Annotated in this window: 17 protein-coding genes; 8 read left to right on the top strand and 9 right to left on the bottom strand. The window is 40.2% G+C overall.

Annotated elements, in window-relative coordinates; all coding sequences use genetic code 11:
• Positions 1–546: 546 nt before the first annotated feature.
• Complete coding sequence (locus MSVAZ_RS00275) at positions 547–2,001, bottom strand: OB-fold nucleic acid binding domain-containing protein (protein ID WP_048116604.1); 1,455 nt, start codon at positions 1,999–2,001, stop codon at positions 547–549.
• A gap of 837 nt (positions 2,002–2,838) precedes the next feature.
• Here MSVAZ_RS00275 and MSVAZ_RS00280 point away from each other — a divergent pair.
• Positions 2,839–3,462: an RNA 2'-phosphotransferase gene (locus MSVAZ_RS00280; RefSeq protein WP_048116607.1), complete on the top strand. Its 624-nt coding sequence runs from the start codon at positions 2,839–2,841 to the stop codon at positions 3,460–3,462.
• A gap of 124 nt (positions 3,463–3,586) precedes the next feature.
• On the opposite strand, the gene rtcA is transcribed toward MSVAZ_RS00280, so the two are convergent.
• Together rtcA and MSVAZ_RS00290 are read right to left on the bottom strand one after the other, a co-directional pair.
• Entirely contained in the window at positions 3,587–4,582 is a 996-nt protein-coding gene (rtcA, locus tag MSVAZ_RS00285; protein WP_048116609.1) for an RNA 3'-terminal phosphate cyclase, read from the bottom strand.
• 99 nt (positions 4,583–4,681) lie between these two features.
• Positions 4,682–6,160 (bottom strand): NAD(P)/FAD-dependent oxidoreductase, encoded by a 1,479-nt coding sequence (locus MSVAZ_RS00290; protein WP_048116611.1) that lies wholly within the window; start codon positions 6,158–6,160, stop codon positions 4,682–4,684.
• A gap of 1,515 nt (positions 6,161–7,675) precedes the next feature.
• On the opposite strand from MSVAZ_RS00290, the gene dnaG reads away from it, so the two are divergent.
• Together dnaG and MSVAZ_RS00300 are read left to right on the top strand one after the other, a co-directional pair.
• On the top strand, positions 7,676–9,232 hold the full coding sequence (gene dnaG / locus MSVAZ_RS00295) for a DNA primase DnaG (RefSeq protein ID WP_048116614.1): 1,557 nt from the start codon (positions 7,676–7,678) through the stop codon (positions 9,230–9,232).
• Positions 9,233–9,930: 698 nt separating this feature from the next.
• A complete protein-coding gene (locus tag MSVAZ_RS00300; RefSeq protein WP_011305979.1) occupies positions 9,931–10,209 on the top strand; it encodes a UPF0058 family protein in 279 nt (92 codons plus the stop codon).
• Here MSVAZ_RS00300 and rimI read toward each other — a convergent pair.
• Positions 10,193–10,723: a ribosomal protein S18-alanine N-acetyltransferase gene (gene rimI / locus MSVAZ_RS00305; RefSeq protein WP_048116619.1), complete on the bottom strand. Its 531-nt coding sequence runs from the start codon at positions 10,721–10,723 to the stop codon at positions 10,193–10,195. The genes MSVAZ_RS00300 and rimI overlap by 17 nt on opposite strands.
• A gap of 291 nt (positions 10,724–11,014) precedes the next feature.
• Entirely contained in the window at positions 11,015–12,895 is a 1,881-nt protein-coding gene (arcS, locus tag MSVAZ_RS00310) for an archaeosine synthase subunit alpha (RefSeq protein WP_048116622.1), read from the bottom strand.
• Positions 12,896–13,210: 315 nt separating this feature from the next.
• Here arcS and MSVAZ_RS00315 point away from each other — a divergent pair, with 315 nt between their 5' ends.
• From MSVAZ_RS00315 to MSVAZ_RS00330, 4 genes are all read left to right on the top strand, one after another.
• Positions 13,211–14,581, top strand: coding sequence for an FAD-binding oxidoreductase (locus MSVAZ_RS00315; protein ID WP_048123441.1), 1,371 nt, complete (start codon positions 13,211–13,213; stop codon positions 14,579–14,581).
• A 4-nt stretch (positions 14,582–14,585) separates the two neighbouring features.
• The gene (locus tag MSVAZ_RS00320) at positions 14,586–15,779 is read left to right on the top strand and encodes a (Fe-S)-binding protein (protein ID WP_084626034.1); all 1,194 of its coding nucleotides are present in this window, start codon (positions 14,586–14,588) and stop codon (positions 15,777–15,779) included.
• Between the two features lie 152 nt (positions 15,780–15,931).
• Complete coding sequence (locus tag MSVAZ_RS00325; RefSeq protein WP_232316159.1) at positions 15,932–16,204, top strand: hypothetical protein; 273 nt, start codon at positions 15,932–15,934, stop codon at positions 16,202–16,204.
• Positions 16,205–16,210: 6 nt separating this feature from the next.
• A complete protein-coding gene (locus MSVAZ_RS00330) occupies positions 16,211–16,492 on the top strand; it encodes a hypothetical protein (protein WP_048116624.1) in 282 nt (93 codons plus the stop codon).
• A gap of 248 nt (positions 16,493–16,740) precedes the next feature.
• Here the strand turns inward: MSVAZ_RS00330 and MSVAZ_RS00335 are convergent, their stop codons facing one another.
• The 3 genes from MSVAZ_RS00335 to MSVAZ_RS00345 form a co-directional block, all read right to left on the bottom strand.
• Positions 16,741–18,219, bottom strand: a complete 1,479-nt coding sequence (locus tag MSVAZ_RS00335) for a flippase (protein WP_048116627.1) — start codon at positions 18,217–18,219, stop codon at positions 16,741–16,743.
• Positions 18,220–18,618: 399 nt separating this feature from the next.
• Positions 18,619–18,879 carry a type II toxin-antitoxin system RelE family toxin gene (locus MSVAZ_RS00340; protein ID WP_048116630.1) on the bottom strand — a complete coding sequence of 87 codons (261 nt, stop codon included), beginning with the start codon at positions 18,877–18,879 and terminating at the stop codon, positions 18,619–18,621.
• A gap of 2 nt (positions 18,880–18,881) precedes the next feature.
• Positions 18,882–19,142 (bottom strand): DUF2683 family protein, encoded by a 261-nt coding sequence (locus MSVAZ_RS00345; protein WP_048116633.1) that lies wholly within the window; start codon positions 19,140–19,142, stop codon positions 18,882–18,884.
• Between the two features lie 273 nt (positions 19,143–19,415).
• Between MSVAZ_RS00345 and MSVAZ_RS00350 the strand changes: the two genes are divergently transcribed.
• On the top strand, positions 19,416–20,741 hold the full coding sequence (locus tag MSVAZ_RS00350) for a HEPN domain-containing protein (RefSeq protein WP_048116636.1): 1,326 nt from the start codon (positions 19,416–19,418) through the stop codon (positions 20,739–20,741).
• 359 nt (positions 20,742–21,100) lie between these two features.
• Here the strand turns inward: MSVAZ_RS00350 and MSVAZ_RS00355 are convergent, their stop codons facing one another.
• Positions 21,101–22,942 carry a YgiQ family radical SAM protein gene (locus MSVAZ_RS00355; protein WP_048123447.1) on the bottom strand — a complete coding sequence of 614 codons (1,842 nt, stop codon included), beginning with the start codon at positions 22,940–22,942 and terminating at the stop codon, positions 21,101–21,103.
• Positions 22,943–22,995: the final 53 nt, after the last annotated feature.

A 22,995-nucleotide genomic window follows, 5' to 3' on the forward strand; every position in this document is an offset into this window, starting at 1 on the left:
AATACTCCGGTGAGGCCCATTGTCCCGGATTTCTTTTTTTGTCCGCTTCCTCTAAGATGTTTTCCCCATAATTTTCGGACTTTTTTTACAGCTTATATTATGATTCAATGGTACATAATAATAACGGCATTTACTTTTTTTGTAGAGAACATAAATTTGCATGAAGTCAAGCGCATTCACTTTAAATCTCCAGTTAGTTTGCTTATGGTAAATCTCATAGTAAAAAGCTTGAGGAAATCACGGAGGAAATTTTTCAGAACCCCCCTATTTCCACTGGAGGTTTTTGCTGAGAATGAAAAAGATTCAATCTTCTGGAAGAAGTATTAGAAAGAAGTGCAGAAAAGAAGTATACTTTAGAAAATAGGCTTATACAGTTTCAAAAAATCCAAATTATATTTGTAATGCTTTCTATTTCTCTCACAAGAAATTTTTCAGACCCCTTTATTTCCACTGGAACGCACTTTATAAGTTTTTACCTTAAAAAGTATGGCTTGAGGAGTAAACCAGAAGCAGAAGCCCGATCCGAACCCGAAAAAGGGAAAGTGATTAAAGCATAATTACTCTGCTTCGGTTCCCAATACTCAGCTCGATTTCTTCATTCAGGCCATACTTCGAATATGCATTAATGACCTGGATTTCGGAGTCAATATCAAGATCTTCGATCACATAAGCCTGTTCTCCCCAGAGAGTTAGCCTTATGCTGCCGGTTTCGTCTTTTATTTGGAGATTTGCAACCACATTCTCGGTTCCATCTTCCCTTTCAAACTCGCGGAGTTCCCCTATTTCGGAAACCTTACCCTGAACCGAATAGTTTTCCCCAGGGATAATATCAGCGATATCCGTAAACTTTTCTCTGTACTCAATCTCCTTTTCACTCTTCTGGATTATTCCCCGGCTTCCCATGTTGAGTTCCACCTGCTGGTTGAAGGCATTTTCACGAGAGTAAGCATGAAGTACCTCTATGGTCTCGTCAAAGTCGATTTCATCCAGAAAACTGGTTTTTTCATCCCATAGAGTCAGCCTGATTTTTCCAGTGGAATCACCAAGAAGAAGATTTCCGACTCTTCCGGCAGACCCGTCTTTTTTCTCAAAGGTCCGGATTTCCCCTATATCAAGAACTCTACCGGAAACGTTAATATTGTTCATATCAGCCCCGATATCCTCAATTGGGGTAAATTCCTCTTCGTACTCGATTTTTTTCTCACTTTTCTTTATTATACTTCGGTTTCCCACCTGCAACTCAACTTTCTGGGTAAAGGCATTCTCCCGCGCATAAGCACTGACCAGCTCCACAGTGTCTCCATATTCTACCTGGTTCATAAACTCAGTCCTGTCGTCCCAGAGGGTCACCCTGACTGTGCCTGTACTGTCTCCAAGAAGCAGATTTCCTACCTTTCCATTGGTCCCGTCTTTTCGCTGGAAGGTCCTTATCTCTGAAATTTCCAGGACTTTTCCTGTCAAATTCAGGTCTCCCATGCCGTCCTTTATATCCTTTATTTTCTGGTTGTTGGCAGCTACATCGATTTCTTCTTCACTCTCGGCCAGGACTCCATTATTTCCGACATTGACTTCCACTCCTGAGTATCCTTGCTTCGCATAGCCGCTGATCTGGAGGGTTTGCCCTGCTACGATTTTTCCAGTTTTGATGAGATCTGCCATGTTGTCCCAGAGAGTGAGCTTAATCTTGCCGGTTTCATCTCCAACAATTATATTTCCGACTCTACCTATCGTCCCGTCGTTTCGGGTGAATTCTTTGATCTCAAAAACCGACACAACCTTTGCAACAAAGTTAATTTGCCCGCTATCAGCTGTAATATTTTCAACTTTTACACTATCCCGACCTACATCCGAAAATCCAAGTTCATTGGCAACCAGCATGGCAGCCATAGGTTCATCGCAAAGCCCTCCCATGCTTTCGACCTTTTCCTGTACACGCTGCAGAAAGTCTTCTTTACTGATAACGTTATTAAGTTTATTATAGATTGATTCAATATCTGTCATATTATCCCCTTAATATATGATTTCTATTTTCAGTGTCTATTATTTGCCTCAATTATTTGCCTTAATTCCTGTGGCAATAATTGTTAGTGACTATTAGTGATTGTTAGTGACTATTAGTGATTGTTAGTGATTGTTAGTGACTATTAGTGATTGTTAGTGACTGTTAGTGATTGTTAGTGATTGTTAGTGATTGTTAGTGACTGTTAGTGACGGTCAATGCTTTGAATCCGGTTTAGCATTATGGCATAAAATTCAAAAACTGTTAAGAGACAAGTAAATTACAGGTTAGTAAATTACAAGTTTATAAGTCTGAGCACATTAACTTAAGTCGCACATTAACTTTTTCTTACATCTTTTAATGAATGATAAGAATAATCATAACCAAATACCTTCTAAAGTCCCTTTTATTCTTTTTGATTTTAAGTTTGAACACGCGGCTGTTGAAGTACTTTATATATTGCGCTACGATATGCAAGCCGTCTTACTAAAGATTACCGTGTGCCAGATGAAAGTATTTCTCAACAAAGCGGAATCAATATTAATAAACTATGCCCGTTTAATAAACTATGCCCATTTAATAAACATGCCTGAGCTTATCTATTCTATCTCCCGCTGGCTTTCAAACTAAAAATATCCTGAAATCAAAGCTTGATATTCACTATTTTTCCTTGAATGCCGTACTGAAGAACTCAGAGGTTTCCTGTCCTGCGAATTTCAGGAAATAAATTGGGGTAGAGGATAGTTGAGAAACATACAATTTTGGCTCTGCAACTTTGTTAAAATAAAACTTAAAACAAAACCTTATTTATAGTAAAGTTTCATTATGTACGTGATATCATGATTCGAAAATGCACTGAGCACGGCTATTTTAGAGGAGGCAGCTGTCTGCAGTGTAAACGCCCTGGAAGATACCTGCTGGACGATAACAAGGAAGAAAAGCTTGGCAGGTTTGTATCTGGTGCTCTCAGACATTTCCCGGAATCTGCGGGAGTTGAAATGGACAGATTCGGCTGGGTTAATATCAACGATTTCTGTGACGTTATGAGAAAGCGATACAACTGGATGAGGAAGGAATACCTTTACGCGCTTGTAGAATCTGATGAAAAAGGAAGGTACGAGATCCGCAATTCAAGAATCAGGGCACGTTACGGGCACTCTGTCAATATTGATCTGGATTACAGGGAAAGCGATTCTCCATATCTGTATTATGGGGCAAGCCCTGAAGAAGTTGATGTTCTGCTGGAGAACGGAATATTTCCAATAAAGCAAAGATATGTCCATCTCAGCACTTCGTATGAAAAAGCAGTAGAAGTGTCTCTTATTCATACTGAAAGCCCTGTCATCCTTCAAATCGATGCCTTTAAAGCTCAGGAAGATGGGATCTCTCTCAAACTTGCAACTGATGACATCGTACTTGCGGAAAAGATACCTCCTGAATATCTCTTTATCGTTGAAGACTGATTTTAAAGGGTCGATTTCAAAAGAACAACTTTAAAAGGCTGATTTTTAAATTTCCAGCAAGTTATTTGTGTTACTTTTCTTTTCGTTCTTTTCTTTTTTCTTTTCTTTCTCTTTCTCTCTTCTTTCAATTCACGGACACTTCTAAAAAGCCTTCTTTTTTTTCTATCCTGAATTTGACATTCAGAAACTGTTCAGTAATCCAGATATTTGTCGTAGTATGAAGAGAGAGTTCACGGACAGTGTAAGAACAATTTCCTGCAAGAGCCATGTACGGTATTAGCTGGTCTGCCAGATGTGTGTCCACCGAGGCTCCTGATCTAAGTTCAGGAATAATTTCGTCTGCGGCATATTTGCCTACTTTTTCTGCGGGAAGCCCTCTTTCCCCAAGGGCACTCCCACCTATATAGCCTGTCCAGAGGGTTATCCCGCTTCCGGTGGAAAAAGCTTCAAAGGATTGAGTTTCAATTTGAGATGTATATCCGGCTTCCATTAATCTCGTACTGGCAGCTTCGGCCTGGCGTAAAGGTACATGAGCCGGAAGATTCGAAGCGTGAGAAATCCCCTTGATTTCTTCCTCTTCTTTTAAAAAATTAAATCCTCGCAACCTGCACGGCTTAAAATAAGCTGAAACTTTTCCTCCTCCTTTTGGGTAGTAACCGTGTTCTTTCAGAGTTAAGCTGCCTGAATATCCAAGTTGTTTCAGAGCCCTGAAGGTTACATTCTGCAGGTAGTCTATTGTTGGAGACCAGGCAACGTCGGTTCCCCCTTTTATAGTGAGCTCGACCTTCTTTTTTGCAAACGGTAGGGCAGGCATAATGCACTGGAGGAGCAGGGTTATGCTTCCTGCAGTCCCGATATCAATATCATACTTACCCCCCCCTATTTCCACTGGAACAAACAAAATTTCAGTAGAGCCTGGAAAAAGTCCAGATGTCTGAGCTCTACATATACTGGCTGCAGTTTCCAGCGCCTTTAAATGCTGCTGTTTCAGGCCTGGATTTGGTCTGTTTTTCCTGATATTAGTAATCCTTATCCCATTTCCGGTAACTGCGGAAAGGGCAACAGCCGTTCTGACCAACTGCCCTCCCCCTTCACCATAAGAGCCGTCGATCTCTAACATTTGCTTCCCCCACATTTTCCTGATTCCATCTTACGTTATCCTACTGATTTCTATTTGCTTTGCTTCCATTTATGTTGCTTCTATTTTCTTCGCTTCCATTCACTGTGTTTCTATTTGCTTTCCTTCCTTTTCCTTTATATTTCGGATTGCAGTTTTTACAGCTGGTCTGAGAGGATCCACAAGCATAGAGACCGGTGGTGCATAGCAAGTCTCCAGGTCAAGAAGGTCTCTAATGGTAGCTTTCTTTCGGATTGCCAGGGAAAGAGCATCAATCCTTTCTTTTATTCCCTCTCCTCCGGCAAGCTGTGCACCTACCAGAATATCGTCTTTGAATAGGAGTTTAATGTACAGGTCTTTACGGCCCGGATAATAGGAAGCTCTAGTACGCCCCCGTGAAAATCCTGTGTTTATTTTTATTCCATGGCTTTCAGCCTCTTTTGAGGTAATGCCAACTCCGCCGAATTGTAACTCTCCTGCCACGGCTACCCAGGGGTTGGTAAGTGGTCCGAGAGGAGTACGTTTTCCTGTGAGATTATTGCCGATTATGTCGGCCATATGCCGGGCTGTCGTTCCCAGTTGACTTAATTTTGCTTCCCCTGTTATAAGATCTATTACTTCCACACATTCCCCGCCTGCATATACATAGGGAAGAAATTCTTCTCCTGCCTTAACCTGGAGCATTTCATTTACAATTATTCCTCCTGCTTTCCCTATTTCGATACCGGCCTCCAGGGCAAGGGATATCTCAGGTCTAACTCCACTCGCAAGAAGTACAAGATCTGCAGAAAGCTGACTATCTCCTACATATAGCGTTTTTTCTTTCCAGAAATTTTCAGGATAAACAGCAAGTTCCCCGAAAATGACCTCAATCCCGAGACTTTCCAGATGTTCTTTTATGATTTCGGAAATGTCAGGGTCCAGTTGTCTGGAAAGCAGATTTTTACTTCGGCTTATAAGGGAGGTTTTAATTCCTCTTTTTGAAAGTGCCGCTGAACACTCTATTCCTATTGTTCCTGCGCCTATTATGCAAACTCTCTCAACAGTTTCCAGGGCTTTTTCAAAAAGTACTCCATCGTCAAGGGTCCTTAGAGTAAAAACACCATAAGGGAGAACATTTGTGCTGCCTGTTAGAGGTATAAATGGAAGGCTACCTGTAGCGATAACAAGTTTGTCAAAAGGATAAGTCCCTTCTCCTGTCCGAACAACTTTTAAATCGAGGTCTATTGAACTGACACACTCGTTTAGCCTGACATCTATTCGATTTCTTTTGAAAAAATCCGTGGGCTTCACTATTAATTTTTCAAAACTCTCGATTTCCCGGCTCAGAACAAAAGGGATTCCGCAGTGGCTGTAAGCAGTATGGGAATCTCTTGAAATTACGGTAATCTCAAAATCGCTCTGTCTTCGAATTTTGGTAGCAACCGCCATTCCACAGGCTCCCCCTCCTATAATAACCACTTTTACGGGGTCTTTTTTTTCGAGATTCTGTGCGGATACTGCTCCCTGAAATTTTCCATCGGCTCTGACTGCTTTCTGTATTTCATCTACAACGCTTTCTGTGCCAAAATCGCTTCCCATGCTCTCAGTAATTGTGTTTCCCGCCTATTATAATTTAAGTGCCCAAAAAGCTTTCAGGTTAACGAGTGGAGAATTCTTAAAACGATTCATCAAGGTTATTTGATCAGGCATTTTTTGAAAGGCAGATTACTTGAAAATCATCTGCTCTTCCCACATGAAAATGGGTCTTTACATAATCCGGAAAAAGCGTGAAAAGGACTTATAATCTTCAGGGGTGGCTGAACGAGCGAGTTTGGGAGTGGGGGGTTAGTACATAAAAAAGTTTCTATGCCTCGCCCGTTCAATTTTTTACAAGTCTTTTTTTTTATATATACTTTTCTAAATTTTCGACTCTATTATTTTTTACATTTTCTAAATTTCTTATGACCCGTTCTGAAAGACTTCTTCTGAAGTTGTTTTGAAAGTATCTTATCTTCAAGACATCAGACATGAAAAATTACTTTGATTTGATAAAACTCTTTAAATAACCACAAAGTTCTTAAAGCCTGCCGGCATTAAATACATGAATTTAAAACATATGACGTACAGGTTTCCTCATTTGCCGAGACTCCTTTAAAAGCAGAAGGGAACTGTTCTGTCAGATCATATCATTGATTAACAACTTCACCTATTCACCATTGCTAAATTCGTAAAGATAATCCAATGTAACTAATCCATATGCAAATTAATAAAAACTTCAGATTCACTACATTATCACTCAGGGTTAAAATACCATTCAACGTAAAACTGAAATTCATATCTCATCACCCATGAAGTAAAAGTCAAAAAGTGTTCTCGATAAACCTGATATACATTTCACTTACCGCTTACCAGTTATCACTACAGAGCCCCTAAATCACGGGATAGGGCGTCTGCACATATCGGCTTCATGCCCGGATTACCCGTTTTTAAGGGTATTTATTGAAAATCATAGTTATCAGGCTAATTGAAATGTGAACACTTTTTTTTGGCTTTCGGTCCTGAAGTTTATCTCAGGGTCATAATAAGAACTTATGTTAGGGAAAAGGCTTTCGAACAGATATTGGAAAGTCTCAGAAACAACGCAGGTATTATTGTCTGTTCAATTGAAAGTTAAGAGATTCTAGATCTAGAGAGCCTTAAGACAGGTTAACTCAGGTCTGGGATTATAGCAGGTTCTCATAAGGTAAGAGCTTCCACTTAATAGCGTAAATTTCTGGCACTCTACCGAATTATGTCTCCTGGCATAAGTACAATGGAAACTCAAGGCAGGTTCGGAACTAGCTTTCCGGCTACATTTATAGTTAATTCTTAAATCTGCCCCTTCAAGGGTGTTTTGTCCCTGATCCGAGATGAAATCTGATTTTTTTACTATTTTTGCATTTTCAGGGCTTTACGAGTTTTCGGAGTCTAGAGAATAGTTTATGTTATCAGAAAACTCGACGGATCTAATTCACAAATGTAATTAATTACAATTGTTGGGAATTAACTTCCTAGTGTGTTTAATTTAATAAATCTATCACGATAAATCATTCACAATATATGAGGAGAATTCACATGCAAAATACGGATACTACAAAATACATCATTCATTCTAAAATTAATGCTGATGGGGTAATTGAACGTCCTGATATCGTAGGTGCGATCTTTGGGCAAACTGAGGGATTACTCGGGGCTGATCTTGATCTCCGTGACCTGCAAAAAACTGGCCGGATTGGCAGGATCGAGGTAATGGTTACGGCTAAAGGAGGAAAGACTAAAGGAAATATCTTTGTTCCCTCAAGCCTTGATAAGGTCGAAACCTCAATTCTTGCCGCGTCGCTTGAGACCATTGACAGAGTGGGGCCATGTAGCGCAAAAATCGAGGTTTTCCAAGTAGAAGACGTAAGAGCTGTAAAGCGAAAGAAGATTATTGAAAGGGCAAAACTCATTTTTACCAAAATGTTTGATGAGACCGTGCCTGAATCCCAGGAACTGGCCGACGAAGTACGACAGTCCGTAAGAGTCGATGAACTCACTTACTACGGAAAATCCAGAATTCCCTGTGGGCCGAATGTACTTAATTCAGATGCCATTATTATTCTCGAGGGAAGGGCTGACATTCTAAACCTGCTCCGCTATGGTATAAAGAACACCATCTGTGTAGGAGGAACAAATATTCCTCCGGAAGTTGCAGAGCTTACTAAAAAGAAAACGGTAACAGCGTTTACTGACGGAGACCGCGGAGGAGAACTCATAATACGTGAGCTCCTCCAGGTGGCAGACATCGACTATGTTGCCCGTGCCCCCGATGGAAAATGTGTAGAGGACCTTGTCCAGAAAGAAGTTATACGAGCTCTTCGTCGGAAGGTTCCTGTAGAGCAGATCATCGAGAAATACGGAATCCAGGAGAGGGAAGGCGAAGATAGTGCCTGCAGAGTGGAGAGGGGCTCCAAAAGAAAGATAAGGACACCTGAAATTGCTCCCAGGATTGCCGAAAAGAAGTTGCACAAGCGTGTTAAAGTTCACAGGGTCTCTTCAAAGCCAGACCTTTACGGGGAGGAATTCCCGGAAGAAGAAACGAAAGAAACAGAATCTGTAAAAGCTTTTGAAAAGATTTCTGAAAAAACTGCTGAAAAAGTCTCGGGAATAGTTCCTGTGACTGCAGAAAAAGTCAAAACAAGACCTATCATCGCAAAACCTCAGATTTCAGCAAGGGTAGTTCCTTCTGCTGTCAGAGTTTCCAGAGAAAAGCCTGCCGATAAGATCCCGGCAGCCGTCAAAGTTCCTGGAGGTGAGGCGGTCAGGGTCTCACCTGCTCCAGTAAAGCCAGTCCCTGTTTCTCCTGAAGCCCTCAGGTTCAGGCCTCATGTCGAGGCTCTGAAAGGAACTTTAACAGCCAGAATTCTTGACTCTCAGGACAAGGTAATAGAAGAGATTGCGGTGCGGGACCTTGCGAGCAGGCTGAAAACCTATAAAGAAAATATCCAGAGCGTAGTTTTTGATGGCGTAATTACTCAGAGACTCGTTGATATTGCCTCAAGTAATGCAATTAAGAACCTTATAGGTGTAAAGATAGGGAATATAGCCAAGGTTCCTGCTGATATGGAAGTTTTAACCGCAAGCATGCTTTGAGAGACCTTTACTTCTCTCAATATTTATTCTTTTTTACTTCCTTTTTTCAATTTCTATTCCTTATTACTTCCTTTTTTCTATTTTCATTCCTTATTTCTTCATTTTTTCATTTCCTATTCCTTATTACTTCTTTTTTCACTTTTCATTCCTTATTGCTTCCTTTTTTCATTTTTCCTTCCTTTTTACTTCTATTATCCTAATTTCCATCCTTTTAAACTACTCTTTTTTCAATCTTCACTCTTCCCTATTCTTTTTTCTTTTTCCAGCTTATCTTTCATTTTTTCAAGTTTTTACTTCTTTTTTGTTTTTTTTCTTAATTCTGGGGTTTTATTTTCTAAAATCTGTTTTTTTTCCATAAGTTCTTACATTTCATGATCTCATTTTTCTAAAAAATACATTCCTATACTTTCCATCTTTTTCTAAAGTCAACTCCATCTGGACTGTCATCTTATGTGTAATATTTATATATAAGGTCCAGAAGTTTATGTATAGGGTCTAGAGGATCACCACGATTTGGTATTTTTTCACACCATAGTGCTAAACTTCACACTTTCTGCCATAATCCTTCATTATTTATCATATACATTATATGGAAAAGTTTATCATTTAAAACTAGGAAGTTCATTTCCTCGGATAATTCTTTTATCCGATTCAAGATAACATTAAATTGATCTTGTAAAATTGTAGGTCTGTTCGCTATGCACAAGGAAGAGCTAATACAACTACACACGTATATGGCCCAAATGAAGAGATATTTCGAAAGGCACGGGGTAACGCACGAATTCGATGATTACAAGGCTTTATCCATAAGCCCTGTACACATTCACCGGAGCAAGGCAGATCACAAGCGCGCAATTTTTATTTTAGGAGGCGAACTTGCAACTCTCATGTCCCGGGACGATCCTATCTTTGAAGAAACACCAGCTCATATGAGGGATTCACTGAATTCCGTCATCAAGCTCATGGGTAATAACTGATAGGGCCCCTGAAGGTGACAAAGAATTCGTTATCTGAAATTATAGATTCCAGGTATTTTTGTTTTGAAATTAGGAGACGATAAGGGTGAAGGTGCATCTTCATCACCATCCCGTCCTCTCCATCTGCATAATATTTTTTTTCGGTCCAGCAGGATACAAATCCTATGGACTTATATAATTTTTGCGCTCCTTCGTTACTGTTTCTTACTTCGAGCCTTGCGTATCGAAGACCGTTTGCAACAAATATATCACAGATAGCATGAATTAGTGATGTGCCTATTCTTCTTCCCCGATATTCTTCTTTGACACCGACAGAAAAAATGTGCCCTTCGTTTTCTCCGGAACGGTAGCCTACTACATACCCCACGACTTTTCCATCTTGTTCTGCGACAAGAAAACCATCCCCGACGGTTTCATAAAAGCTCATGTACAGGAGGGAGTTGTGCTCCGAAAAGGCCTCACTTTCAATTTCAACTACTTCTTGAAAGTCCTCAGGTACAAAACGCCTTATCATAATATCTAATATATTCCTGCCATTTTATTATTTCTTCGAGAGGAAAAGTTTCTTCTAATTTCCTCCCAAAGTTCTTCTGAAGTCATTTTGAAGCCATAAAGTTCAGATTTCATGAACTTATTTCAGTATAGCTGGTTTTCATATAGCTGGTTTTCATATAACCGATTTCAATATAACCGATTTCAATATAACCGATTTCAATATAACCGATTTCAATATAACCGATTTCAATATAACTTATTTCAATATAACTTATTTCAATATAACTGATTTAGAGGTCCATGTATAAGCTCAGAGTTTCTTGATATGCCTGACATCCACTGCAACTCCTCTACTGGATTTCACCATTTCTTCTCCGCTCATCATAGCTCGCCCTACACAGAGCGCTTTTTTCCCGAGCACAATTACCTCATCATTAGGCCTTATTCCCGGATCGGCTTCAATAACTCCTGGGGCAAGGATGGAACCGCGTGGTAGAAAATCATCAATTTTTACCAGGTATTTCTTGTTTTTTAGCACGAGTTCAGCCCCTTCGAGGGAAAGAGCAAGCATTCCGTATTGCGGAACCAGGGTTGCGAGTTGTTTTTTTCCAGAAAAGAGCTGATACTTGGGGAATCGGCCTTTAACTGCAAGCTTTCCGGTTTCTTCAGAGAAAAGAAATGCAGCACCTTCTCCGAACTGATATTCTGCAATAGCTCTCATGAAATTCTTTTTGTCTTCTTCCGCGTTCAGGCTTTTCCTGCTGAAACTTTCGGATGTGCAGATAGACTCAACGGTCTTCTTGAGGTTTGAAAGAGCCTCCATAGATACAAGGCTTCCTGTGGCAGTATAGGTTATTTCAATCCCGAGCTTACCTGCCGATCGTTCACAGATTTCTCTGTATGCCCCTTCTACATGGGCGACTATGGCCTTGTATCTGTATTTTGAGAGATAAGCCTCAAGGCAGCCGGAAACCCAGGCTTTTTCTTCTTCGTCCCAGTGCCCTGTAACCGCAGTGTCATAATGGGCTGCTGGGTATGTTAATTCCAGTTCTCTGGGTACTATTCCAAGAGGCGAGGTTAAAATCACTTCATGGACGAATTTCCGGTATTTTCCTAGGGCCAGAATAAATTTCTGATGGGATTGGGAAATTGAGTAAGGTTTTCTGGCCGCGCATGGTAAAAGTACGAGGATCTCAAGGTCCGGAGGTGTATACTTCTCCTGTATACGCCGTGCAAACCGCACCACTTCGACTCGAGATAGAGCCTCCGAGGTATCTGCAAGCAACTGGTTTTGCCGGAAAGCAGGAATTCTTTCTTCAAGGTAGGAATACTCAAAATCTCCAAGTCTTAACAGGGCTGTGAGCCAGGGCCTGACTCTGCACTGGCCTTCAACATATTCTCTCAATGTTCCGGTCCTTATTCTTTCCCGCACAAGGGAAAGTTCGGCTTCGAGAGCATTCTTATTGTGAGCTGAAAGGAATTTTGCTCTCTCTATCTTCGGAAGCTTCCTGAGATCTGCAGGTGTACTTTCGGCACATACCCTGCACCTGCAGGGAAACTCTGTCAGGGAGTCAAGATAAAAGCTGCCTGCTGCTGTCAGGTAAATATCAGAATAAGCTGCAATTTCTGCTCTGGTATCGTCCAGGACATCAACTCCGAGGTAGACCAGCATAGCTATATTTTCAGGAAGCGCCAGGTTTGGGGCATAAAGAGCTGTATCAGGGGGAATATGGTTTCTAAACTCTATTACAGTCTCGAGAAATCTTCGTGCATTGTTTTCCAGGGTACCTGCCCCTTCCATTACATACAGGTCAGTTTTTTCAGGCTGTTCTCCCATCCTCAGGAGAGAACCTGTCGGGCCTGCATCTTCAACGTTTTCGCCTTTAAAAGCAGTAAATTTTTGGACTTTCTCAAGGGACTCAACTGGAATAGAAGGCGGATACGCTTGATGCGGCAGGATTATAAGAGTTCCTTTTCCTGCTTTTTCCCGGATTTGCTTTACGCGTGCTTCTAGCTCTGCATCGGATTTTACACCCCAGAAACTTCCTGCATCAATAACAGGGCCAGGTTTTTCCAGCCTTCCTAGTTTTGCCGCATTCAAAATGCAGGGCGTATGAAGCTCGGGAGACAGCAGAAGTTTTCCAATCCTTGCTGCTCCGTCTCTCTGTTCTATCTCAAAGTACCGTGTCATATTTGTCCTCTTATGTCTATCAGGATGTAAAGGTTTGTCCTGCACTTTTTTCCTGAATATTTCTTTTACTCCCCGCTTTTCTGAAGCTAAAAGGTTCTCAGCTTTACGTTTTATCCCTTGAACTCTTCAGAAGGAGAATGGTATTCTTCAGAAGAAAAAAAGATATTCCTCAGAAGAAAGGAGGATGGTATATTTTTATATATTATTAATCTTGATTATTTGCTGCAACTCATCTTTCATTTGTCTGTCATTGTCTGTCTCAAGCCGTGGCAGAAATTCTATTTTTCACATTTGAACTCCAATTTGAGGTCTAGAATGGATATAACTGCAGAACTTCAAAAAATCGTTGGTGGACGACTTTCTGTCTCTCCTTCGGAACTTTATTGTTATTCTTCTGATGCATCCCAGGTCAAGGGAATGCCTGATTACGTGGTACGCCCGAAAAGTACAGACGAAGTAAGCCGGATTGTCAGGCTTGCCTATGAGAACGAGATCCCTGTGACTGCAAGGGGAGCAGGCACCGGACTTGCAGGTGGTGCAGTCCCTGTTAAAGGGGGCATTGTGCTGGATATGTCGGGCATGAACCGTGTTCTTGAACTCGATATTGATAATATTCAGGTTCTGGTAGAACCCGGGCTTATTCAGGATGCTTTAAATGAAGCGCTAAAGCCTTATGGCTTTTTCTTTCCTCCAAATCCTGGCAGCTCAGCCATGTGTACTATCGGGGGTATGATAGCTTACAACGCAAGCGGAATGCGCTGTGTTAAGTACGGTACTACCAGAAACTACGTTCGTGACCTTGAAGTGGTGCTTGCGGACGGGACAGTTATTCATACCGGTTCAAAGATGCTGAAATCCGCAGCAGGATATGATTTGACCCAGCTTATTGTAGGTTCGGAAGGCACACTCGGCATTGTCACAAAAGCCAGGCTTAAGATTGCTCCTCTCCCTAAAACCCGAAAACTGGTAATTACTTCCTTTGAAAATGCGGAAATTGCAGGGCAGGCAGTTGTAAAAACCTTTTCAAACGGGGTTATTCCCTCGGCCTGTGAGATTCTGGACAGGGTTTCTCTACAGGTTCTCAAACGTTACGACCCGAACCTTGTGCTTCCTTCAGAAGGCGATGTTATTCTTTTCGAGGTTGACGGCACTGAAAACTCGGCACGTGAAGCTGCAGAACAGATAATGAAAGTTTGTGCCCCCCTGGCTCTTTCCATAAGGCTTGCGGAAAGTGAAAAGGAAATGGCAGATATCTGGGCAGCCAGAAAACTCGTAGGGGCTGCTGTTTCTCGCCTGGATCCAACAAAGAGCCGCATCTATGTCGGAGAAGACGTGGGAGTTCCCATAAAGCAAATCCCGGAACTGCTAAAACGAGCACAGGAAATCGCCGAGAAATTCAACCTGCCGGCTATGAAATACGGGCATATAGGGGACGGAAACCTGCACCTTGCCCTTTTCATCGATGTCTTGAATAAAGACGAGTGGGACCGCCTGAAAAAAGCTGCGGACCTTATTCACAGGACAGCGATTGAGCTTGGAGGCACAGTTAGCTCCGAACATGGTATAGGCGCGGCCAGGGCTGAATACATGAAAGCACAATGGGGCCCTGCCCTTGAGGTAATGCGTGCGATCAAAAATGTCCTTGACCCGAAAGGTATACTGAATCCGGGCAAACTGGGGTTGTGAGAACATGAAAAACGAAGGAAAAAAGGAAACTGAGCAGGCAAAAAAACCGGCAAAAACCAAAATAACCGATAATGAGATCAAAATAACCGATAATGGGATAAACGGGAATGAGAGCGAAAGCGAAAAGCAGTCCTTTGAGGTTGACCGCAGGTCGGTTTATAGATGCGTGCAGTGCGGGACCTGCCGCTCGGTTTGCCCTGTGTTTGACGTGGTAGGCTGGGAATCTGCCAACACACGAGGCAGGATGCTAATCATCAAAAGCCTGCTCGAAGGGAGGCCCCCTTCCGAAGATGTCCTCCCAAGCCTTGCTTCCTGTACAACATGCGGAATCTGTGCTTCCAAATGCCCTGCAGGAGCAAACCCACCTGAAGTTGTGGAAGCTGCCCGTGCCCAGCTTGTGAAATGTGGTATCACAACTGACGCCCAGGAAAACTTGAAATCGGCAATTATGACATACGGAAACTCGTTCGGGGAAACAAGAGGCCGTAAACACTGGCTCTCCGAAGCAGAACTTTCCAAACTTCCTCATAAATCCGATTATGTCTATTTTGTGGGCTGCTTCGATTCCTACCGCTATCCGGAGTTTGCTAAAAGAACTTTTGAAATTCTGCAGCGTTTTGGAGTGACTCTCCTTCCTGACGAGCAGTGCTGTGCTTCTCCACTCCTGCGTACCGGATTTAGGGAGGAAGCAGAAGAGGTAATGAAGCACAACCTTGAGCAGATCAGAAAAGTAGGGGCACACACAATTATCACAAGCTGTGCCGGTTGTTATACAACGCTCAAGAACAACTACCCCGAGGAACTTAAGGTTATAAGTCTCCCTGAATTCCTTGCCGAACACCTGGAAGAACTCAATTTAAAGAAACTTGACCTTACAGTTACCTATCATGACCCCTGCCACCTGGGCAGGCATAATAAGGTTTATGATGCTCCAAGAAAGGTTATTCAGGCAATCTGTACTCTCAAGGAAATGAAGAATATTAAAGAGAACGCACGTTGCTGCGGCGGCGGAGGCGGGGTACGGACAGGGTATCCTGATATCTCTCTTGAACTTGCAAGAAACAGGCTTCAAGATGTGCCGGAAGGCATGGATTATATCGTCACTTCCTGTCCTCTCTGTGTGAGAAATCTCAGGGATGCAGGCGGAAATATCGAGGTTATTGATATTGTAGAACTCGTGGCAATGGCAATGGAGTAATTCTATCTCCTTTTTCTTTCTCCTTTTTCTTTCTCCTTGTCTGATGTCGCTTCAACAGTAAAAAACAGTATATTTTTATCTCCTGAGTGATTCTTGTTATTGAATGCTGTATTCAGATGTCAACCTTATAAGTAAGTCAGGAGGACAGGACTGTGAGTGATAATTCAATAACTTTCCATAACGTTTCACCTGCCAGTTTCAAATGTATGAAGAAAAAGCTTCAGAAAATGGGTATTTTTGTCCCTCCTGGCAACAAAGGAAAGCTTTCAGGCCAGGGAGTTGCAGCAGATTTCGAATGGGATGGAGAGTCAAAACTTATCATTACAATCAAGAAAAAGCCCTTAATTGTCAGTTACGAGACTGTAACTTGGAAAATGAGCGAATTTGTTAAAGAGTGCCAGGGCTCAATAGAGAAAATTCTGTGATTAAGTATGGCCGAAAGGAAACTGGATACTGAGGGCTGCCAGGGAATTAAATTCAGAAATGTAACTCCTGAAGTATTTTCCTGCATAAATAAAAAATTTCAAAGCTATGGACTTGAAGTTTCATCCGGGAATTCCGGTGTTCTTAAAGGAAACGGAATAGTTGCACATTTTAGCTGGGATGGTGAGGCAAACCTGTCAATTGAGATCAAGGAAAGGCCTCTGGACACTTACTGCGGGCAGGTAAGTGGAAAATTCAGGGCTTTCTGGCGTGAATGTCAGGGTTTATGAAGGTAAACCCAAGCCATGCTTACATCAGGATTACGTGTGTTTTTTATAACTGGTTTAAAAAAGAATTATTGATTGATTTGGCAGATCTTGATATTGAAATACGGTATCTTTGTAGATATAGTACTTGAGAATCTCATAATCCCATAATCTCATAAATATTTTCACAACTCTTTCCATGTTACGGGAATTATAGCAATATTTTAGTTTTATGCGGCAGAGAATGAGTTCAACATTAAACAGTCTAATGTTTAAACTCCAATTATTTTGACTAGATTTTTCTTGATTCCAAACAAATATCTTTTCATTAAAGAAAGTTCAAGGTCGTTGAACCCTCCCAACAGAAACATTCCAAATAAATAGATTAAAACACCTATTCCTGCTACCTCAAAAATCTCATGGATGCTTGAAATCTCAAAATAAGAAACAAAGAGATACATAGCCACTGAGGACAAAATGCTTTTTGCAATATCATGAAAATAGAATTCATGTTTAAAATATTTTAAAGACATATGCGTGCAGAGAATTGCCATAAAAAAGTATGAGATCAGAGTTGAAAGAGCAGCTCCGACAATACCTATTGAGGGTATTAGTAAAAGATTGAGCAATACGTTCGAAACTGCCGCAGCAATATTGATATTAGTTTGTGCTTTTGTTTTTTTGACAATTAACAGTGTATTGACAAAAATTTGAACAACTCCTGCCATAAGGCCAGAAAAAGCGATAACAGGAATCACAAACCAACCCGATAGAAAGTCTTCAGTTGTAAATATTCCAAGTAAAGGCTTTGCAAGAGCTGAAAGCCCAAAGACTGCCGGAATGGAAATGAAAAGGAAATATCGCAAAGAATAGGACATATAAATAATTACTTTGTCAATTTTATTTTCATCAAACAATTTTGCAAGTTCTGGGAGAAGAATAAGCTGAAGGGGACTTACAAAAAGCTGTGTAAGGCTACCAATGGAACAGGCTGCCGAATAAACACCCACAATTTTTAGACCAAGAAAGTAGGTAACCAGATATCTATCACTTGATTCCGTAACCCATCTGATAAGAGCATTTGGGGTCAGCGGTAAAGAAAATTGCAGGTACTCTCTTATATAAACAAATCGAGGAATAACAAATCCAATCTGTGATATAATTGTTAGAAAAGCGATTAAAATAATCATGCTCTGTACCATTAATGTGGCTGCTATGACACCAAGAAGCCCGTATCCCATTTTAAGAAGAGCAAGAGTCAAAAGTAGTTTTCCAAACACCTCAAAAATAGTAAGGCAAGAGTATTTCTTGATCTGTTTAAATACTCTGAAATAATATAGGGACACAGGTTCGAGCACATTCAAGAGAATCAAAAGTGAACCTGCTTTGATGAAATAAGCTGCTCTAAGGTCCTTGAAAGCAAATGTCGCGAGAGGTTCTGCAAACATATAAAGCAAAAAAGAGACTAAAAGACCAGACATAGTTACGAAAAAAAGAATGGAGTAGACAGCTTCCCTTATTTTGTTAATCTCTGTTTCAGAAGATAAAAATCTAACAAGAGCCATTGAAAGGCCCAGAAGTGCAAATGGGGTAATAAGGGACACAGTGATAGTGATCTGAGCCCAGATGCCATAATAATATGCTCCAAGGCTTTTTGTGATTATCGGAAGTAGAAAAAAAGTACCCAGGCTTGTAAGTACTTGAGCCGTGCCTATTAAGCCAACATCTCTTGCAAACTTTTGATATGACATCAATTAACCTTGAAAAAATCCTGTTTTTTTATATTTATAATTTGAATAAACTCACGAAAATAATACTTACAAAAATACTCTTAAAATTTAATCCAACTTATTATCAATAATGTATTTAAATCCTTTTGAACGTCATGTGGAGGTCCATTGCAAAAATAAACCCTAAAAATAAAAACACATTGTCACAAAAATCAACATTATCTAAATTTACACATAAGACCTCTGGACACTTACTGTGGGCAGGTAAGTAGGAAATTCAGGGCTTTCTGGCGTGAGTGTCAGGGTTTATGAAGGTGAATCCAATTCATGCTTACATCAGGATTACGTTTATTACAGCAAATTCATGACACTGCCGAAGTGCTACTAAAGTTCAACAATTTACACGAACTTGCACTTTAATTAATAAGCATCTTTGTGATGGGCCAATTTTACTAACGTCACAGTTTGCTCTTTTTCATCAACAGAAAAACATAGCACAAAATTAGAATCAACATGCACTCGCTTATACTTATTCAAAGGATAGTTGAGATTTTTGTAATGCTGAGGATTAATGCAAATTTCATCAGCTTTTTTGAATACTGCCTCAAATAGGACATGATTCTTTTTGTTTAACTTTCTCAGCTCTTTTGAAAGTTTTCCTTTGATTAATAATTTGTACAAGCTTATTCATCCTCATCAGGCAAGCTTTCGATGTATGCTTTTAGTTCATTGGCATTTTCAAATGGCCCAATTACTTCGTCATTTTCCGAATCAAGCATTTCCTTTATGAACTCAGGACTGTACTGAGGCTCAAGTATTTTCTCTTCATACTGAGCTACAACTAAGTCAAGAGCTGCACTCTTATCCTTTAGATTATATTTGGCTTTAACAATATTCAAAACCTGGTTTGTCCTGTCTGATATTTTAACTCTAGCTTGTATCATATACATTCCTTATGCACATTATATGCACACGTTGAATATAATACTATCTTTCTATAAAGCCGAAAAATACATAGCTTTATGACAAAAACTATGAATCATAAATTAAAATTGTCAGATCTTTAGATATACTGATTTGAAAAACAGTTTTGGCACTAATTTTGCAACAAAAACAGATTTTTGTTCACTTGATGTACGTCATAAAATAGGACAAAGGACAATGAAATGTCATAAAGAAAAACATGAGAATTTATACTCTAAATAAGATTTCTTATTATGAGCAAAAAAGACCAATTCATAAAAGAGTTTAAACCTTTGATAGATAATTTTCTGCAGATAATATGGGATAATAAAAGACATCAAAAAGAAAACGTAAAAGGTTTTACTGTCTCTGGTTTTCAATATGATATTATCATAACAATAGATCAATTTACCTCTTTTAATGATCTTGTGACGAAGCTCACTTACTACCAAGATTTTGAGGGTAATTTTTCAGAAAAGTATGTAGAAAAAGAATTCTTAAACCTACTTCATAAATTACGAAATGATTACTCCCAAGCCGATGAATCTATTGAAAAGTTCTATACAAATTTTATAGAGAATTCAAATAATGAATGGCGCGTTATTGCTCAGTTAGAAAATGTAATATTTGTGGAACGTGCCGTTTTTAAGTTAATTGATTGCACTCTAAAACATATGAAGCTAGATGACTTAATTGATTGCACTCTAAAATTAATGAAGCCAGATGAATTATCCATTAGCGGTAGTTCACTCCAACAGGAGGTTTTAGGACCTCATTATTCAAACTGGGTATTATCACATTGCATATATACAGACGTTAAAGCAGGTGATCTCTCAAAAGCCGAGGAATTGGCTATTGATAATTTTAATTTATCTATTAATTTATTAAAACTTTATTTTCCAAATTTAAAAATTAGTATTAAAAATCCGGTATCTCTATCGGATAAACAAGAAACAATTATTTATGAACTAATTTCAACTAATATCACGAAAAAATGTGCTAATGTATCTGGAAAAAAAGATATCAACCAACAGCAAAAATTGAATCCAAAAGTGTATGAGTACTTAGTAAAAAATGGAATAAACAGTCTTTCGAATAATAATCAAATAAACTGTGAGTTTAAAATAAGTGATGTAGTAAAAGATTGTTTATATTGGTATGGACTTGCTTTGGACACAAATCTTCTGTCAGCCAAACTCCTTAATTACGTTACTGTTTTAGAATCCGCTTTAAAATTCAACGATCGTAACGAATTGACACAAAGGATTGCAGATCGCTGCGCTTTGTTCCTAGAAACTGATTATAAAAAGAGAAAGGATATTTGTACAAATGTAAAAGAAATTTATAAAATGAGAAGTGCAGTTGTTCACTCGGGTAGTATCATTGGCAAAAAATTTAATAAAAAATTTGAACAATTGAAATTAATTGAATTAGCAGGTATATATGCAAGAAGTGTATTGATAAAATTAATTAGAGAGAACGATCAACGAAATGGAGATTTTAAGACATTTATTCAAGATCTAGATGATATTAAATACAAAGAAAAATTTTACGTTTTAACTGTTCGTGACTCAGTATAAAGCTACAATTTTGACAAAAATGAGAAACTCTCGAAAATGGTACTGTCAAGTCCTACGGGTGCTAAGGTATTTTTCCAGCCACGGTTGAGCTTATAAAGTGTCTAGCATCTGTCAACTTGACAGAATATAAATATTTGTACAGCGCATTCACAAAATCCATTCATTTCATACTATCTAGAATACGAAACAATTCACCGATCCTATCAAACGTAAAAAATAGTGAGAAACATATAGGCAGAATTAATGGGTATTTCACCTAGGTTTTTACAACAAAGCCTATGTATCACAAATTATAATTTACAGAACTTTTAGTATACTACCACTGAATTACTTTAATTTCTATAAGAACAACTTTATCTTTACCACTTACCTTTCCTTCTTATCAAACACTTATGGGCATTACCTACGAGGTCAAGTCTTCCTACCTTCTCGAGAGCTTCATATACAAGCTCGTAATTTGCAGGGTTCCTGTAGTGCATAAGGGCTCTCTGCATGGCTTTTTCTTTCTTACCTTTCGCAACGTATACTTTTTTGCCTGTGAACGGGTCAAGTCCTGTATAATACATGCATGTCGATACGGTCATAGGTGTTGGGGTAAAGTCCTGTACCTGTTCAGTATAGCCTCCATGGTCTCGCACATACTCCGCCATTTCTATCATATCTTCAAGGGTACAACCCGGATGTCCTGACATCAAGTAGTTTACGATGTACTGTTCTTTGCCGCACTTCCGGTTGACATCTGTAAATTTCTGGGTAAATTTCTCGTAGACTTCCCTGCCTGGCTTGCACATTACATTTGTAACCTGCCTCGAAAAGTGTTCAGGTGCGATTCGTAATTGTCCGCTGATATGGTAAGTGCAAAGCTCTTCAAGGTACTCTTCATCCTTAAGAGCCAGGTCATAGCGTACCCCGTAACCTGTAAAGACATGCTTCACTCCCGGAAGTTCGCGCAAGCGGCGTAAGAGTTCAAGCAGTTTTTTGTGGCTGGTATCCAGAGCAGGGCAAATGCGAGGATAAAGGCAGGATTTGTCCAGACAGGCTCCTTTTTTCTCCCAGGTTTTACACTCCATGCCATACATGTTTGCGCTTGGACCGCCAACTCCGTTTATAATGCCCTTGAAATCAGGTTTTTCCGTGAGCTTTTTTGCTTCACGCAGGACAGATTCGATACTGCGGCTTGCAATCATGCGTCCCTGATGTTCTGTAATTGCACAGAAAGCGCAGCCTCCAAAACAGCCTCTGTGCGTTGTAAGGGAGAATTTTACCATTTCAAGAGCAGGAACCGGTTCAGTATAGGAAGGGTGTGTTTCGCCAGTGAACGGCAGTTCATACACATGGTCCATTTCAGCCTCTGTAAGGAGACGCATTGGCCTGTTTTGCACGATTATGGTTTTCGGGTGAGGTTGAATAACCCCTTTCCCAGTAACAGGATTCTGTTCCGCAAAATAAATGCGAAAAGCCTTTGCAAATGCCGTTTTATCCTGAGAAACTTCTGAAAAGGAGGAAACTTCGAGATATTGCTTTAAAAATGTGGCTGCGTCCTCAGCTATTTTCTCGTCTTTTTGTTCTGATTTTTCGGCTCTTTCCTTGAGTTCTTTCCAGGCTTTAACTTCCATCTTCCATACTGTACCCGGAATATCTCTGATATTTCTGATATCTTCCCCGGCTTGCAGTCTTTTTGCAATTTCCACGACCTGAAGCTCCCCCATGCCGTAGACTATGAGGTCAGCAGGCGCGTCAGCCAGAATGGACTGTCTGACCTTATCCGAAAGATAGTCGTAATGGGCAAAGCGACGTAAGGAAGCTTCAATACCTCCCATTACTATAGGCACTTCAGGGAATGCCTCTTTTATCCTGTTTGAATAAATTATCACGGCGCGATTCGGACGAAGCCCTGCTTTGCCTCCAGGGGAGTAAACGTCCTTTTCGCGTGGTTTCAGGCCCGGAGTCAGGTTGCTGACCATAGAATCAGTATTTCCTGCACTTACAGAAAAAAAGAGTCTGGGCTTTCCAAGTTTTTTGAAATCTTCAGGGCTATCCCAGCGCGGTTGGGCGATTACTCCTACTCTAAAACCGGCATCTTCAAGAACTCTTCCTATTATTGCCGTGCCAAAACTGGAATGGTCTATATAGGCGTCCCCAGAAATCAGAATAATATCAAGTTCTTCCCAGCCGCGAGCTTTCACTTCCTCAGGGCTCATTGGAAGAAATTTCGATGCAGGTATGCGGGAAGAAATGTATTTTTCTTTTCTTT

Origin of the sequence: Methanosarcina vacuolata Z-761, assembly GCF_000969905.1 — an archaeon.
Taxonomy (GTDB): domain Archaea; phylum Halobacteriota; class Methanosarcinia; order Methanosarcinales; family Methanosarcinaceae; genus Methanosarcina; species Methanosarcina vacuolata.